The organism is Sphingobacterium rhinopitheci, assembly GCF_022627575.1.
In the GTDB taxonomy this organism is placed as follows: Bacteria; Bacteroidota; Bacteroidia; order Sphingobacteriales; family Sphingobacteriaceae; genus Sphingobacterium; species Sphingobacterium rhinopitheci.
Genome location: NZ_JADEYQ010000012.1, coordinates 1 through 16,420, shown reverse-complemented (window position 1 = coordinate 16,420; position 16,420 = coordinate 1). Strand labels below are relative to the sequence as shown.

Annotated in this window: 17 protein-coding genes; 9 read left to right on the top strand and 8 right to left on the bottom strand. The window is 33.8% G+C overall.

Annotation, left to right across the window (positions count from 1 at the left end; translation table 11 throughout):
- The first annotated feature begins 13 nt into the window (after positions 1-13).
- Positions 14-1,813 (top strand): mechanosensitive ion channel family protein, encoded by a 1,800-nt coding sequence (locus IP023_RS11285; RefSeq protein WP_241790424.1) that lies wholly within the window; start codon positions 14-16, stop codon positions 1,811-1,813.
- A gap of 55 nt (positions 1,814-1,868) precedes the next feature.
- Positions 1,869-2,219, top strand: a complete 351-nt coding sequence (gene arsC / locus IP023_RS11280; RefSeq protein ID WP_241790422.1) for an arsenate reductase (glutaredoxin) — start codon at positions 1,869-1,871, stop codon at positions 2,217-2,219.
- Here the strand turns inward: arsC and IP023_RS11275 are convergent.
- Complete coding sequence (locus tag IP023_RS11275; protein WP_241790415.1) at positions 2,212-4,260, bottom strand: TonB-dependent receptor; 2,049 nt, start codon at positions 4,258-4,260, stop codon at positions 2,212-2,214. The two genes, arsC and IP023_RS11275, sit on opposite strands and share 8 nt — an antisense overlap.
- A gap of 23 nt (positions 4,261-4,283) precedes the next feature.
- Positions 4,284-5,582, bottom strand: a complete 1,299-nt coding sequence (locus tag IP023_RS11270; protein ID WP_241790409.1) for a BamA/TamA family outer membrane protein — start codon at positions 5,580-5,582, stop codon at positions 4,284-4,286.
- Between the two features lie 119 nt (positions 5,583-5,701).
- On the opposite strand from IP023_RS11270, the gene IP023_RS11265 reads away from it, so the two are divergent.
- On the top strand, positions 5,702-5,986 hold the full coding sequence (locus IP023_RS11265; RefSeq protein ID WP_241790403.1) for a GNAT family N-acetyltransferase: 285 nt from the start codon (positions 5,702-5,704) through the stop codon (positions 5,984-5,986).
- Between the two features lie 154 nt (positions 5,987-6,140).
- Here the strand turns inward: IP023_RS11265 and IP023_RS11260 are convergent, their stop codons facing one another.
- Positions 6,141-6,506: a hypothetical protein gene (locus IP023_RS11260; protein ID WP_241790402.1), complete on the bottom strand. Its 366-nt coding sequence runs from the start codon at positions 6,504-6,506 to the stop codon at positions 6,141-6,143.
- Positions 6,484-7,122, bottom strand: a complete 639-nt coding sequence (locus tag IP023_RS11255) for a YgjP-like metallopeptidase domain-containing protein (protein WP_262914407.1) — start codon at positions 7,120-7,122, stop codon at positions 6,484-6,486. Before IP023_RS11255 ends, IP023_RS11260 begins: the two co-directional genes overlap by 23 nt.
- Before the next feature lie 78 nt (positions 7,123-7,200).
- Between IP023_RS11255 and IP023_RS11250 the strand changes: the two genes are divergently transcribed.
- The 4 genes from IP023_RS11250 to IP023_RS11235 all read left to right on the top strand — a co-directional run bounded on the left by IP023_RS11250 (position 7,201) and on the right by IP023_RS11235 (position 12,016).
- Positions 7,201-9,204, top strand: coding sequence for a M13 family metallopeptidase (locus IP023_RS11250; RefSeq protein WP_241790398.1), 2,004 nt, complete (start codon positions 7,201-7,203; stop codon positions 9,202-9,204).
- A gap of 200 nt (positions 9,205-9,404) precedes the next feature.
- The gene (locus IP023_RS11245) at positions 9,405-9,845 is read left to right on the top strand and encodes a MarR family winged helix-turn-helix transcriptional regulator (protein ID WP_241790396.1); all 441 of its coding nucleotides are present in this window, start codon (positions 9,405-9,407) and stop codon (positions 9,843-9,845) included.
- A 14-nt stretch (positions 9,846-9,859) separates the two neighbouring features.
- A complete protein-coding gene (locus IP023_RS11240) occupies positions 9,860-10,336 on the top strand; it encodes a hypothetical protein (RefSeq protein ID WP_241790391.1) in 477 nt (158 codons plus the stop codon).
- A 243-nt stretch (positions 10,337-10,579) separates the two neighbouring features.
- Positions 10,580-12,016 (top strand): FAD-dependent oxidoreductase, encoded by a 1,437-nt coding sequence (locus IP023_RS11235; RefSeq protein ID WP_241790389.1) that lies wholly within the window; start codon positions 10,580-10,582, stop codon positions 12,014-12,016.
- A gap of 23 nt (positions 12,017-12,039) precedes the next feature.
- Here the strand turns inward: IP023_RS11235 and IP023_RS11230 are convergent, their stop codons facing one another.
- Positions 12,040-12,312 carry a hypothetical protein gene (locus IP023_RS11230; RefSeq protein ID WP_241790388.1) on the bottom strand — a complete coding sequence of 91 codons (273 nt, stop codon included), beginning with the start codon at positions 12,310-12,312 and terminating at the stop codon, positions 12,040-12,042.
- Between the two features lie 955 nt (positions 12,313-13,267).
- On the opposite strand from IP023_RS11230, the gene IP023_RS11225 reads away from it, so the two are divergent.
- Both IP023_RS11225 and IP023_RS11220 read left to right on the top strand, forming a co-directional pair.
- A complete protein-coding gene (locus IP023_RS11225) occupies positions 13,268-13,945 on the top strand; it encodes a hypothetical protein (RefSeq protein WP_241790387.1) in 678 nt (225 codons plus the stop codon).
- Between the two features lie 181 nt (positions 13,946-14,126).
- On the top strand, positions 14,127-14,537 hold the full coding sequence (locus IP023_RS11220) for a cupin domain-containing protein (RefSeq protein WP_241790384.1): 411 nt from the start codon (positions 14,127-14,129) through the stop codon (positions 14,535-14,537).
- 277 nt (positions 14,538-14,814) lie between these two features.
- Here IP023_RS11220 and crcB (IP023_RS11215) read toward each other — a convergent pair whose 3' ends face one another.
- From crcB (IP023_RS11215) to IP023_RS11205, 3 genes are all read right to left on the bottom strand, one after another.
- Entirely contained in the window at positions 14,815-15,195 is a 381-nt protein-coding gene (gene crcB / locus IP023_RS11215; protein ID WP_241790382.1) for a fluoride efflux transporter CrcB, read from the bottom strand.
- Positions 15,196-15,210: 15 nt separating this feature from the next.
- A complete protein-coding gene (crcB, locus tag IP023_RS11210) occupies positions 15,211-15,585 on the bottom strand; it encodes a fluoride efflux transporter CrcB (protein WP_241790378.1) in 375 nt (124 codons plus the stop codon).
- Between the two features lie 129 nt (positions 15,586-15,714).
- Entirely contained in the window at positions 15,715-16,221 is a 507-nt protein-coding gene (locus IP023_RS11205) for a GNAT family N-acetyltransferase (RefSeq protein ID WP_241790373.1), read from the bottom strand.
- Between the last annotated feature and the right edge of the window lie 199 nt (positions 16,222-16,420).

The following is a 16,420-nucleotide window of genomic DNA, read 5'->3' as shown; positions in this document are numbered from 1 at the left end:
TATTACTAAACATATGATTAAATACATCTCTATAAGGATAACCGTTGTTTTCGTTTTTTTAGCTTCCTTTTTAGTTGGCTTTTCGCAAGAGTTAGCCTCGGATAGTACGGATAGACTCACAAATCAGTCTAATGAATTACTAAAGTTAGTAGAGCTACAAAGAAAAGATTCTATAAAACGGGTGGAACTTGAGAATAGATTTGTAAATGAAGATGTTAAAAGTACCAAAGAATATAAAGAACTTTATAAGGAAATAGAGTTATTAAAGAATAAAGATTCTATTCTCAGGGAACGTAGAATACAAAAGGTAGATTCCCTCAAACTCCTTAATAAGGGCGTGCCTGTCAATCCTTTTGACAGCACTTTGTTTTCTATTTATACCAATATTGGAAGCTTTTCTGCTTCTGATCGTGCAAAAGTAATTAATGAGCGGATATTAATTCTTACGGCTGATTTGAAATTTAATCCTGATTCGTTGATATTGACTGAAGATGAATCGGGTAAAATTATTAGATGGAATGACTTAATGGTAATGACCATTAATGATAATGATGCCATCTGGATGAATATGGATAAAGATGAATTGGCACAACAATATTTAACCACCATCAAGGATAGTATAACCCAATATAGAAAGGATAATAGCCTTAAAGAATTATTAATTGATTTCTCATTAGCTTTTTTAATTGTATTCGTATTAGTATTACTAATCATCGGCCTTAATAGGTTGTTCACCTCACTGAAATTTAAAATCCTAAAGGATAGAACGAGAAAGTTTAATGGAATTTATATTAAAAATTATGAACTCATATCCGGCAAGCAAATAATAAGATTTCTTTGGGCTATAGCAGATTTTATAAAATGGCTAACGATACTAATTGTAGTATATCTTGCATTGCCTTTATTATTTAATCTTTTTCCTGCAACGGAAGGTTATGCACCCATATTGATAGATTACTTTATTAAACCTTTGAAAAAAATAGGGGCAGCAATAGTAGCTAGTGTTCCTAATATGATCACGATCGTAATCATCATCGTTATATTTAAATACACGCTACGGTTATTGAATTATTTTGCCAATGAAATTCATAAGGGTGAATTAGCAATTAATGGCTTTTATAAGGAGTGGGCCATGCCTACTTATCATATCTTAAAGGTCTTACTTTTAGCCTTTATGCTAATAGTTATATTCCCGTATCTGCCGGGTTCTGAATCTCCGATATTCAAAGGTGTTTCTGTATTTATAGGGGTTATATTTACTTTTGGATCCACTGGAGCAATAAGCAATATCGTTGCCGGATTGGTATTGACTTATATGCGCTCTTTTTCCATCGGAGATCGAATCAAAATAGGTGATGTAGTGGGTGATGTGATCGAGAAAAATCTTTTGGTAACACGAATAAGAACTATTAAAAATGAGGTGATTTCTGTACCTAACTCGCAAGTGATGAATAGTCATACCACAAATTATAGCATGGATGATCTCGGTAATGGGCTTATTGTTCATGCTGAGATTACGATTAGTTATGACACACCATGGCAAAAAGTACATGAACTAGCAAAGCAGGCAGCCCTAAATGTGGAATACATTGAAAAAACACCAGAGCCTTTTGTTTTTCAATTGACACTGAATGAGTTTTATGTGACCTATCAAATTAATGCCTATACAAAGAAACCGAATTTACAAGCTATTATCTATTCAGAGTTGAATAAACAAATATTGGATGTTTTTCATGGTGCTGATATTGAGCTTTTATCGTTTCATTATAGCGCTTGGCGTGATGGTTCAGAAGCTAGAATACCTAAAAAATAATAATGTCTTTCGGGTTAGTTTCCTTTAAATTGTTTAAAAGATATATCTTAGCGCCATGATTACCATATATCATAATCCGCAGTGTAGTAAAAGTCGTGCTGCGTTAGCGGTACTAGAATCTAGTAAGCAAAAATATGTTGTTCAAGAGTATCTTATTCAGTCATTTACAGTAGACGAATTGAAGCAAATAATTAGCTTGTTGAATATAACACCTTTAGCATTGATACGTAAAAGTGAGCCTATTTTTATAGAACGATTTTTAGACAAAGATTATACCGATGACGAATGGTTAACTATTATGGTTGAATATCCAATATTGATAGAACGACCTATAGTCATAAAAAATGGTCGAGCTACAATAGGTCGACCAGTTGAAAATATTGTGGAGTTATTAGCTTCTAAATAGAAAATTTGACCCCAGCATAGTAATTTCGTGTAGGTGCGGCATTGAAATATCGCCCTCCAAAAGCATTGATATCATTACCCAAGCTATATTTTTCATTTAGGAGATTATCAACACCGAAATACAACTGTAAGCCTACTGTTGTACACAGCTTTGTATCCCATGTCATTTTTGCTTGTACAAGATTATATTTTTTAGCAAATACTGTATTGGCATCATTTAATGGCGATGAAGATGTATAGTTGTGATATAAATTTAAATGTAATGATTCAGGCAGTGCTATACGAATCGAATTACTCAACACCCAATTTGGCACAGCCGTAATTTTTTTCCCTTCAAGGTCTTCGTTGTTTACGTCATAGTGACCAAATCTATAATGGTTGTAAGCTACTGCACCTTGATAATTGACCGATTTTATATAGGATGAATGGATCGGAATATATAACCATAATGTACTTTCTAATCCTTTCTGGTTCATTTCTCCAACATTAGAATAGTACTCTTGACCAGCATCATTAACCTGCCTAAGAATTCCGTTTTTCATCTGATAGGAGTATGCTGCAATATCAAAAATTAAGTGTTGATTGTTTGTCTTAACTTTATAACCTACTTCATAGTTATTGCCTTTTTCTGCCTGCAATGCAGTATTTATTATATTATCCGAAGAGCGCACCTCTGACAACGTAGGTGTAGAATAGCCTTTGGCATAGGAAATACGCCAAGCCATATTGCGCCATTCATAGTTGGTTGCTATACGAGGCATCCATTCTGAATCGAATTTTATAGTACCTTTTTCTTGCGTAGGGAAGTATTTTTCAAAATCTATTTTATTTAGATTTAAGCCAACAGAACCTTCAATATTCCAATTCTTTAGAATTTCAAATTGGGCCCTATAAAATGCAGTTAATGTTTGATTATCCAAATCATCTTCAGCCTGCAATTGCGTAGGTTTACCCTTATCATTGTCATAATTATGGATTTTGTTCCATCCCAATGTACCTTCAGCACCTATTTGCATTTGTAGATTTCTACCTGCGATTTCTTTGTTCCACGACAAAAATGTGCGTAGCCCTAGGTTTGATTCCTTGCGTACTTCGTAATTGGTAATAAAGGGATTCTTAAAATTTGTGGTTGAGCCATAAATCGAAATATCATGAGTAAGATGCTCACTTAGTTTTTTCGTATGTGCTAATGCTCCGAAAAACGTCTTGTTATAGATCGCCGCTTTTTGTGCTACCGCACTTGGGTTTGGGCCTGCGGCAGGTCTAGCTTGTCGTGGGTTATCATCATATTGCTGCTGTGTCAAGCCTCCCGGAGTTTGATATGCTAAATCGGTATACATGGCATACAGACGAACCTGGCTTGTAGGATTATAATTCCATAGATGCGCCGTTTGAAAAGCTTTTTTGTTCAGCCCCGAATTTTCACGATATCCATCCGAACGGGTGAAGGATTGATTAAATGAAAATTGATACTTTTCATTTACTTTACGTTGAATCCCCAGCTGCTGCGCAAATAATCCATAAGATCCACCCAATAGATTTAGCTCTATCTTATCTTCCACTACTCCAAATCCCTTGGGCTGCATTTTGATGATACCACCTGAATTAGCACCATAAAGTGAGCCATCTGGCCCCTTTATTATATCTACTTGATGGATAAAAGAAGGATCTATTAAATTGAGGTAGGTATTGCCTGCGGCATCTGTCAATGGAAATTCATCAATATATATTTTCGTATTACGAATACCAAAGGGTGAACGGATCAAGCTACCTCTCATAGCTAGGCGGTAGGAGCCAGGTGAACGTTCTTCCATCCGAACGCCAGCTATTGTATTCATCGCACTCAATAGCGTCGACGGTTGCTGCTGTTGTAGGGATGCTTCATTAAGTGTATGCAATGAAGAGGAAACAGATAATAAGGATTGCTTCGCAAAATGAACTTTGAGCTCGACGGGTTGTAAAGCGACTACGCTATCTTTAGATGCTTGTCCGAAAGATACAAAAGGAATAGCTAATAATAAGGTGGTTATATTATTTTTCATTATATAATTTAGGCTGTATGAATCTAAAATGCTTCATTCAGACCCAAAAATAAACCTTTCTGACCAAACTTTCCAAATGCATAATCAATACATAAGTTGGTTCTTGTTAATTTATTGAATAATACCCGAAGTCCGGCACCACCTGCAGGCTGCCAATACTTGAATAATTTGGTCCCCAAATTATCATTTACTGTCTGTATATTTCCAAATACAACACCGCTTAAAAATTGATTCCGCAGAATTGGGAATCGATATTCCAACTCGGCATATGCGTATGATTTACCTTTAAAATAACCATTTGTATAACCTCTACCACTACGTGAATACGGATCTTTTCCAGTACCTGGTAAGTCTAAGTAAGGGATATTACCGCTAAGATTGTATGATCCATAATACCAAAAGGCTAGCACATGATTCGGGCGAACGGTAGACAATGGAAAATATTGGCGATAATCTGTCAACAACTGCAAAGCATCTTGAGAACTACCCATCCAGGACTGGTTTGCACGAAGTACAACATCTGTATATATACCTTTATATGCGCTATTGGGATTGTCTCTGGTCATGTATTGAATGTTAAACATCAATCCATTGCTGTTATTCCTAGAAGCATCAAAACCATGATCATTGCTATAGATTTGATTTGGGGGATTATCGATAGCTGTTAATGTTCTTATATTTCTCTTTAAGTCGAAATAAAAGCCTGCTCCTAGAAACATTCCTGGAGCTACTTTTTTATAAACACGTTCATTAAATCCATATAATGTGTACTCATTTATATAACGTTCTCTATCCGGATTATTCATTACCTCATCATCAGGATTAGTCGTTTCTATGCGATGGCCTATTCCCATACCATAATCTAAGCCTACTAATTTGGCGGCCAATAAACTACCTTTAAAATTCCATTTATTTTCACTTGTGTAGGTGTCATGAAATAAATAACCAACCATAATTCCTTTTGTAGTGTAGTTAGCTGCCGTCGCAAATACGGACATACTGGTATTCTTCTTGTCACCAAAATATAAACCTCCTACAGCCTTTACACCGATCTGAAAACCAATACTAGGATTGTAATTCACATTTGGTAAATAGGAAATTGCCGATCTTTTTTTTTGTATAGAATCTTTTCTATTTTTTTTGAAGGGATTGATATCTTTAAAACCATCAACAATATCATATAATTCTATATTATTGCTTTTTAAACTATCTTTTTTTATCCTTTTAAATATAGAATCTGTCTTTACATCATGTTCTATCTGCTGCGCATAGATGCTAGTAGACAATGACATTATTACAAATAGCCCCCAAAATGATTTCATATTTTCATATTAAATAGACAGCAAATCTACAGATAACTACTGGTATTACATTTATTATAATTTCAACTCAATGCTTTTTTTTGTAAATTTGGCGTAATATTTACCTATTATTTTAAGGAATGGTTATTTCACATCAAATATTCGGAAGTAAAGGAGCATTTGTTGCTAAGGAAAACAATATAAAAATAGGAGAAATGACCTATTCTAAGCTCGGTGATGACAAGATAATAATAGATCATACCCAAGTAGGCGTGGACCAAAAAGGTAAAGGAATTGGTATGCTTTTGTTAGATAAAGTCGTAGAAATGGCACGTAAAGAGCAGGTGAAAATAATTCCGTTGTGCCCCTTTGCGGCAGCTATGTTCAGAAAACATACAAATATACAAGATGTACTATCTAATTAATAGTCAATTGTCTGTTCTAAATTTGTTGTGCCTACTTTTGAACTAGCGCACCATTCAGTAATGGTTTACCAACGGCTTGCAACATCAATACATGTACAGTATTAGCACGACAGATGGAATTTTTAGCCTGTAGTGTTACGGCTTAATTGTGTGTCTAATTATCAATATCCCAAACGAAATAATTTGTTGTTGCATTTAGTTTATTATTTATCAGCTCAAAATCAAAATCAGCATAATCTACATTCGATGATTGTGTATCAGAGCAACAATAAGTACGGTCAATTTCAAATGTTATCCTAAATTTCCCTTTATCATTTTCACCATCAATATGAAAGTTTGTTGTTTTCAAATTACTAAATGTTGGTGCCCCATCTTTGTTAGTAATACGATCTAAAAGGTAATCCTTGAATGTATTTTTGGGCATCTTATTAAGATCATCGGCTATTATTTGCGGATTCTCTAGCAATTGTGCTTTACTGATATTTTCAATAGAAAAATTAAATTGATTTACTTCTTTCATAGTCATATATTTTATTACTTTGTTTGTAGTCTTTAACAAATTCTTCCATCAACAAATGTTGCTTGGTTTCCTCTATGTTTAAGTATTGAAATACTGCTTTAGCTACGATGAATTCAACATAATAGTAGGGGCTGTCCATCAATTGAAACGAAAAACTTAGGGTATTACTTCTGGTACAAATTTTAAATTTATTGGTTTTAAAGTTTTTTAAATTAATATCAGTAATTATACAAGTCAATCTTTCTTCCCATATGCCAATAAGTGTTTTTATATCGTAATAAAGAATATCTTTACAGATTTTTTTTATGCTTAATGTTGATTTTGGTAAAATTGAGCTGTGAATTTTTCCTTCGTAGCGATAACTGATGGAACTGTTTGGTTTCCAGACAAAAATATGCTTTTTGTTATATAATTCAATACTTAAGGCCTGATTGCTGATTCGTTTTTTTTCAAATACTGTAATTAATTTTTTACCATTACTTTTTAGGTATTGTTTAAGCTCATCTTCTCTCAAATCCATCGGAACTGAAAGAACATAAGTATCAGAATTCCTGCTTTCTATATAGATAGGTGTATGTGTCTTATTTAAACGTATTTCGAAGTGGTATTTATGCATATAGATGTACATATATAAAATCGTTACCTATCATTTACTAATGATTTATTAAGTTTGTTCCATTAAAACATGGTAAATATGAAAAAAATATTTCTATTGACAGCATTACTAGCTAGTTCAGGTGTATTATTTGCACAAGATTATAAAGCTATTAATCCATCATTTATGGATGTTTCTGTTCGTCCTCAAGATGACTTTTATAATTTTGTGAATGGTAATTGGATGAAAACAATTGAAATCCCTTCGGATAGGGCACGATGGGGTTCTTTCGATGAGCTGAGAGAGAATACTGATATTGCAGCATTAAATATTCTTAAAGCATCGCTAAATTCAACTTTTGAAAAGGGCTCTGATGGCCAAAAAATAGCTGACTTATATAAGTCTTATGTTGATTTTGAAACACGTAATAAAGTTGGTATTGCACCTATTGAAAATCGTTTAAATCAAATTGATAAAATAAAAACGGTTAAAGACTTAGAAGCGTATTTCGCTAAATATGGAGCCGAAGGTGCAAATCCTTTCTATGGAGGATATGTAAGTGCCCATATGAAGAATTCAGATATCAATGCGGTGTACTTAGGTGGTGGAAGTTTGGGTTTAGGTCGCTCTTATTATCAAAAAGTAGATGAAAAAAACACAGCTACTTTGGGTGATTATGCACAATATATCTCTACATTATATGGTAAAGTAGATCCTACAACAAAGGATTTAAAAGGCCCTAAAGTTGTAGCCTTTGAAAAAGAAATTGCTTCTTATTTGAAAACTGTTGAAGAGTCACGTGATGCGCAGAAGCGTTATAACCCTGTTGCCGTTAGTGATTTGAACAAGATGGTGAAAAATGTAGACGTAGCTGCATTTTTGAAAGGTGTTGGCTTTACGGCTGATACTGTCATCATTGGTGAGTTAAAATATTACCAAAATTTAGATAAAATCATCAACCAAAAGAATATTCCTGTAATCAAAGAATATTTAAAGTTTCAATTGATGAACAATGCTACTTCATATTTAACACAAGAGTTGGATGAATTATCTTTTGATTTTTATGGACGTAAACTAAAAGGTCAAAAAGAACAGCGCTCTTTGGACAAACGTGGTTTGGAGTTTGTAAATGCTAATGCAGGAGAGCTGTTAGGTAAATTGTATGTAAAAGAAAATTTCCCTGCAGAGGCAAAAGCTACCTGTGAAGAGTTAGTAGGTTACTTACGCAAATCTTTTGCGCAACACATAGAGAATTTGGAATGGATGTCTCCAGAAACTAAAGTTAAAGCTTTAGAGAAATTATCTAAGTTTAAAGTGAAAATTGGATACCCTGACCAATGGAAAGATTATTCTGAATTAGAAGTGGGCACTTCATTGTATGATAATATCAGAAATATCAGTAAGTGGTCTTTTGAAAGAAATTTAGCTAAACAAGGGAAAGCTGTAGATAAATCAGAATGGGGAATGACGCCACAAACAGTCAATGCTTATTATAGCCCATTGTACAATGAAATCGTTTTTCCTGCCGCGATTCTTCAAGCTCCATTTTATGATTATAGAGCTGATGCTGCAGTAAATTTCGGCGGTATAGGTGCTGTTATTGGTCATGAATTGTCACATGGTTTTGATGATTCAGGTTCGCAATATGATGGCGATGGTAATTTAAATAACTGGTGGAAAGAAGAAGATAAAACAAAATTTGAGCAAGCTGCAGATGCTTTGGTAGCGCAATTTGAATCCTATGAACCTGTACCAGGCGTACGTGTAAATGGTCGCTTTACTTTAGGTGAGAATATTGGTGACTTAGGAGGCTCTTCAGTAGCATTTGATGCGTTGAAAATGTACTTAAATGATAAAGGTAATCCAGGTATTATTGATGGTTTCACGCCTGAGCAACGTTTCTTCTTGTCATGGGCAACAATCTGGCGTACTAAAACAACAGATGAATTTGTGGTAAACCAAGTGAAAACTGATCCACATTCACCAGCACAATACAGAGCGTTTGGTCCTATTATTAATTTAGATGCTTTTCATGAAGCTTTTGGTACCAAAGAAGGTGATAAATTATATGTTCCTAAAGCAAAAAGAATCATAATCTGGTAAAATTAGATTATTCTTAATAGCAAAAAACCTCCATTAACAATTAGTTAGTGGAGGTTTTTTTATGGTTAAAAAGTTGTCCTTAATTTATGGTTTAATTCCTTCATTTTTATTTATTGGGTTTATCCATAAGTTGTTTAAACAACTTGTTTACATGCGATTTTATAGTTATATTTGTAACCGTTATAATAATAACTATTATATTGGAACATAAAAAAATAGCTATCGAGTTAAATAGCATAGATCTGCTAAAGCACATTCTTTTTAAAGATTATACTTTTCCAAAAGAATTAGCAGATTTAAATCTGACGCAAGAAAGAATTTTGATGACCGTCAAAAATTCAGCTCAACTACCTATGGTGACTATTGCACGCGCTATTGGCTTGGAAAAGGGCCCTTTTTCGCAGACTGTCGATAAATTAGAAGAGCTCGATCTTCTGAAGCGTATGCGTTCGACAGAAGATAAGCGGTTGGTATATCTATGTCTGACAGATAAAGGTGCAGCTATTACTGCAATAATTGAAGAAAGTATGGAAAATCACTTCAGCGAAAAAATATCGATCCTTTCTACAGTGGAAAAAGAAGATTTTTTTCATGCTTTAGCATTACTAAAGCAAACTGCAATTAATTTAATATCTAAATAATAATAATGAGTTTAATGCCCGTAAACAAGAAAGAAAGTTTAATTTATACTATTTTAATGGTCTTCGTGATGGCCGGTGTTATGACGACTTATAATATCGTTATACATCAAGGTTTAAATATAGAAAGTCTAAAAAAAGCATGGTTGATATTCCCAATTTCTGCTACTATAGCATTTATTGTAGAGTGGTTTTTAGTCAGTAAATTAGCTTTTGCATTGATAGGTAAGTTCGTGAAGAAGCAAGACCCACTTCCAAAAAAGATTTTAGTAAGTTCGTTATGTTTTGTAATACAGATGGTTGTTATAATGTCAATTGTTGGTTCTTTATTATTTAATGAAATCAATGAAAATTGGTTCTCCGAATTATTGATTACTATCGCTAGAAACTTTATTATGGCTTACCCATTACAAGTATTGGTAGCTGGTCCATTAGTAGGTTTTGTATTTAGAAAACTTTTTCCATTAGGGACTATTGTTGAACCCGCAAAATAAGAGCCATTTTTAGTGCAATAAATATATTTTATACGCTGATAGTTTTTACATTACCGTTGTATTACTTGTCATTGTATAAACTACTATAAGGTAAAGGTAATATGGTCTTGGTAAATAAATATTTAAACTTAATTTTGCGCTTGTTAGTAGGTAGTCGGGAGCAATGATATTTATATGATACTATTGTTTAAGTAATGCACTGTATGTTTCTTGCTATTAATAAATTAACTTATTGTCATGTAGATGGGTAAAAATAATTGGGTTGTTTGTGATAATTGCTTAGGGAGGGGAACCAAGAGACGTAAGCTTAGTAAAAAAGTACGTGCTAAATATGCGTCCGATTTGGCCGTATTTGAAACTGCTGAAGGCAATATTATAGAGGCTCCCATACGTCCACAAGGTCACTTATATTTTTGTAGTACCTGTGATGGTGCAGGAATCGTTAAGGCTGAAAAGTCTCTTGAAGCGGATGATAAACGCTTTCCACATGTCGCTATTATTGGTGCAGGGATAAGTGGTGTTGCATTAGCTGTAGCTTGTCAACATAGAGGGATTCCTTTTACGTTGTATGAGCGCGATGATAATTTTGAAGCACGTTCTCAAGGATATGGGCTTACTCTGCAACAAGCAAATAGAGCTATAAAGGGCTTAGGTATACAGCACTTAGATCAGGGTGTAGTTTCAACTAGACATGTCGCGTTTACAGATGCTGGTGATGTAATAGGCGAGTGGGGCACCCGAAAATGGTGTGCTGATAATATAAATAAAGTACCTAAGCGATCTAATATACATATCGCACGACAGGCACTACGTGAACAGATGATTAATCTATTGGTTGATTCGAATAAAATAAATTGGGGACACCAATTGCTGGACTATAAAACGAATGATGATAATAGCGTAGAATTATCATTTAAGGTCGGTGATATCACAAAATCATGTAAAACAGAGCTTTTAGTAGGAGCTGATGGTATTCGTAGTGCCGTACGCCGATTATTAATAGGTGAAGAGATAAAACCCTTGCGCTACCTCAATTGTGTAGTGATTTTAGGAATTTGCCCTTTAGAGAATATAACGATCAAAGATTCTCCTTTATTAGATGGCGCTACAATTTTTCAAACAGCTAATGGTAAGGAACGTATTTATGTAATGCCCTATACCGCAGATTCGGTTATGTGGCAGCTAAGTTTTCCTATGGCTGAAGTCGAAGCACAAGCGCTGCGTACTGCGGGTGCATTAGCATTAAAAGAAGAAGCTATTCGTAGGATGAAATGGCATGAACCTATACCCCAAATAATAGAAGCTACAGAATTACATCATATCTCTGGCTACCCTGTCTATGACCGTGATCTATTGACAACTGAGTTGGCTGAAAGGAATAAACCTATTACTTTAATAGGTGATGCAGCGCATCCGATGAGCCCATTCAAAGGACAAGGAGCCAATCAGGCTATTCTTGATGCATTGGCTTTAGCACGGGCTATTTATACGAAGTATCAATTTCCATTGATCTCTAAAGCGGGCATACGTGAAGATATATTAACAGATTTTGAAGCTGATATGCTATTGCGTAGTAATTTGAAAGTCAAAGATTCTGCGGATGCTGCAATTCTATTACATTCAGACTTGTTTTTTGAAGGAGGCGATCAACCTAGAGGTCGTTGTAGGAATAATACATAGATGTATTATTCCTTTGCTCATCCTTATTCATCTTCCTCGGCAAGATATACTTCGTGTACCAAGAATCTAGTGCTTTTACTTGGTAGTAACATATCTTCAATATCTTCGGAGTCAATGCTATACATCGTTTCGTGATCTACATCTAATAAAACAGAGTCGGGTATAAGCTCAAATAACGTGATACCGTTGATAATAGACAATTCCTCCACTTTTAGATAAAGTACTTCCTGAGCTTTCCAGTTATCTAAGATATCTTGTGTGAATAATAGATAGGGGTTGCGATCTTGTTCTGACATAGTGCCAAATTATAGAATTGTGGCGTTATTTACAAATTAAAACAGATTTTGTTGTTCATACCCTTAGGATGTTAAATGTATAAATGTTGTCCTGAATACAAAACAATACATCTTTCCACCATAATTGAATATTTTGGACAACAAAGTGGTTCAATTTATTCTTCACTATTAATTTTCCATGTATTCTTTTTACGTTATGGTATCATAATAAATGCATGATAGGTTATTACCACTTTTAAATACTTTAAAGCTTTCTTAACATTAAAAACTAACGAGTTTAGAGGAACTATATTACCCATTTAGGGGATTTTTTTTATCTCAAACATTATTTAAGACGCCATTCTCCTTATAATAATATCAGTTTTTTGGTATTATGGAAAGTGATTTTTCACTTGCATATTCTTTAAAAGAAAATAAATTTCTTTTAAAGTTAAACCTTTTATTGCTATTTACGTCTATAATTAAATGCAAATATTAGCTAACCATAATAGACAATTAGTAAACCAATTCTTTTTGTTTTATAAAAAATTTATAGACCTAAAATTCGGTTGTTACTGTCTATTATTCTAATAGACTTTTGAAGCTGTTTTTGATTTAAGTTGGTAATAGATAGTGAGATGTAGGTTATGTAAAGCGCTATGCTTTATAGATTGACGTTGTGATCTCTATTTCTGAATTATCCTTTTATCGACTTTTTAATGGTCTTTCTATTTGGTTCACTTGATGTAAAATTTTAAAGCACACTAGCTACAAGATAAATTATTAATCTAACGTTTATGCTAAGCTCTTTAAAGAGCTTAGTGGTAATTTTTAATTCTTCATGCTGTCAATTTTCTTGAGTTATCCGTGTTCTTGCGGTCTCATTATAATTTACTGTAGTCCGGCTAAAGGTGTTGATTTTTAAATAAAGACTAATAATAGTTCAATTTATTTTTTTAACTAACCAATATAAATTATGCGTAAAATTCTTATTTCCGTTGCTGTATCAGCCTTTTTCTTTACTACATCACTGCAAGCACAAGTTGAAAATAGTACAATTACCTCAACTAAGCCTGATGTGAATCCTGTAATTGTAGATGTCATTACCGGTAGTAGATATACCATGTATCAATTAGTGGTAAACAAAAAATTCTTAAGTATTCCTAAGTTAGGATTTTTTAGCGTCACTGAAGGGACATCACCATGGAAAAGGGAAGATACACCTGAATTAATGACTCAGGCACATCTTACCTATCGTTTATTCAAAGGTTTTGATATTTTGGGAGGGATGCAATATACATCAGGGGGCAATTTTAGACCCGCCACAGCACTTTTTTATGCCATTACACATAGAGATATCTTCTTTCTATTGAATCCTAAAGTTGAATTTACCAAAAATTATGATTCTGAATTAGTAACTGTTTTGGAATATACTCCAAAGATAAATAAGTCATTGAATCTCTATAGTCGTATTCAGACACTGTATAGCTTTGTACCAAATTCGGGGGATCATAATAGAAGCTATGTAATATTGAGAGCGGGTATAAATTATAAGGAGTTTACATTTGGTCCTGGAGCTCATTTAGACTGGTATGGACCAGAAAAGCTTTTTAAGAACAATGTTGGTATATTTGTTAGGGCATTGCTATATTAAACCTAATAAGTAATATACTTATTTTAGCTTTGAATAAACTTAACATAGCCGAATAATCAGATTATTCGGCTATGTTATTATTACTCCTATATTATTAGGTAATATATTACTATTATAGAAAGTAAAATTCACGTAGAAATTGTTATTCAAATATTGTATTTTAGAGAACGAACAATTATCTATGACTAAAGAAAATCCTACTTGTATGACAATAGAACAAGAGTTGAGCTATATCCCTGCTGTTCGAATTTTCAGCAATCCTGATGGCACAAGTGCATTTGAGTTAGGTAAGTTACCTACCTATGCACATGCTGAAATAAAAACCTTTTGGTTGAGTTCGCAGATTGAGAAATGGCAGATGGGTCGACATGTAGCTCCTCGCAGGCAATATGTAGTAACCCTAAAAGGGAAGTTGAAATTTAAAGTTAGTGATGGAACTACATTTGTTATAAAACCAGGTATCATACTATTGGCAGAGGATCTGACCGGAGAGGGCCACAGTTGGGAAATGATACAGGGAAAAAAATGGGTAAGATTATATATCCCTATGAAAGATGGTGCTGACAATTTATTTGTTGCTGATAATTTATAGGTTTATTGAAGTAATTAGGAGTGAGGGGCAGATGGACACAATTATGTACACGTGGTAGTAGTTAGAAGTAGAGCATGTATGCTTTAATTTTTCTGGACAAATGGCTATTGATTTGTATAGAAGGTCTATTGAGTATCTCTTCTATGGACGAATAGCTCCGTCAAGTAAGCGCTAACCTAGAAGTGGTAATAGGTATAGCAAGAATAGGTTCTTATATTGAAATTTTACAACATTTGTTAGATAAATACAACCTCTTTATGTTGTTTTTTGTCAGTATCTATTTTTGTATGCTTTGCTGTTTTTTGGATGTAATAGCATATCCAGCACGGACTAACAATATACCTATTGCTACACTCGTTGCCATATAAAAAAGTGCAAGGAATACTTCATTATGTACTATTAATGTAAGTGACTCTTTGGAGAAAGTAGAAAATGTGGTAAAACCACCGCAAAATCCTGTTACCAAAAGTAGATTCAGTTTGTTAGATAAATTTAGTTTTCCTACTAAAAGTCCAATAATGAAACAACCGACTACATTGGTTATAAATGTAGCTATTGGAAATTTTATATAACTTAAGTTCGTAAAAGCTAAACTGATAAAGTGCCGACAAATACTTCCTATACCGCCACCAAGGAATACAAAAACAATTCTGTTCATAGTACTTTTATTGTATTATAATATGGCTAAGTTGCCTCCCGCAAGGGTATATCCTATCAATACAGCTATTAAACCGAAGATAGGGGTAGATATTGCATACACTAATGCTAGGGTATTCTCTTTGGTATGGAAAAATAGAAATGATTCTTTTGAGAAACTCGAAAATGTAGTGAAGCCACCGCAAAAACCCGTAACAAAAAATGCGTCATAGAGCCCAGTTGGTTGCATTAAGGCGCTAAATATCCCAATCGCTAAGCAGCCTAGTACATCTGCGGTAAATGTACCCAAAGGAAATTTTCCCTTATAATAATAAGGGATGAGTTCTCCAATAAAATACCTTAATATACTGCCGAGTCCACCACCGACCAATATGAATAAGAATTCTTTCATAATTGTATGCTAATTAAACAATTGCATTAATAGAGCTATAATTGTTTAAACAGCAGGATTTCTATTTTGTTTGTGGATCTGAGTTATAAAAGCGTATAGACTGCCTTATACTGCTTGATGAAAAAGTAATTATTCCGTTATCCGCTTCCCTAAGATACACAAACTCCGCTCTACCTCATCTAAGACTGCTATATTCGGCAGCATCGCCCAATCTTCAAAACCCAAGTTTCTAAACAATCTTAAACTAGGTTCGTTATGTGTAAAAATAAAACCTAATATAGTTTTTATTCCATAATTAGGAGCTTGAGCAATACAATACGCAAGCACTTGCTTTCCATAACCTTTTCCTCTTTGATTTTCATCCAAATAGATACTTACTTCGGCAGTGCTATTATAGGCTGGACGGCCGTAGAAAGATTGAAAACTAACCCAACCTACAATGGCATTATTTTTATCTTCAATCATCCATAGTGGACGAGTCGAACTATTGTGATCTTCAAACCATTTTTTTCTATCATCTACAGTAATGGGCGTTGTATCTGCCGTTACCATACGTGATGCTATCGTTGAATTATATATGTCGACAATTATGTTTAAGTCCGAGAGCGTTGCGTTTCTATAGGTTAAAGTGTTCATATTTCCGTTAAATAGTATTGAAATAATATGCATTAGAAATTCTAATATCATACAATAAGCATGATGGCTAAATTACAAATTATAGTATGTTTATACGTATAAAATATGTGTAGATCGTGATTCATCTTTATACCTATTTACTTTAGTAGAATATTTATTAAATATTAAAATGGCTTAATATCTATAAATTTGATTTTGA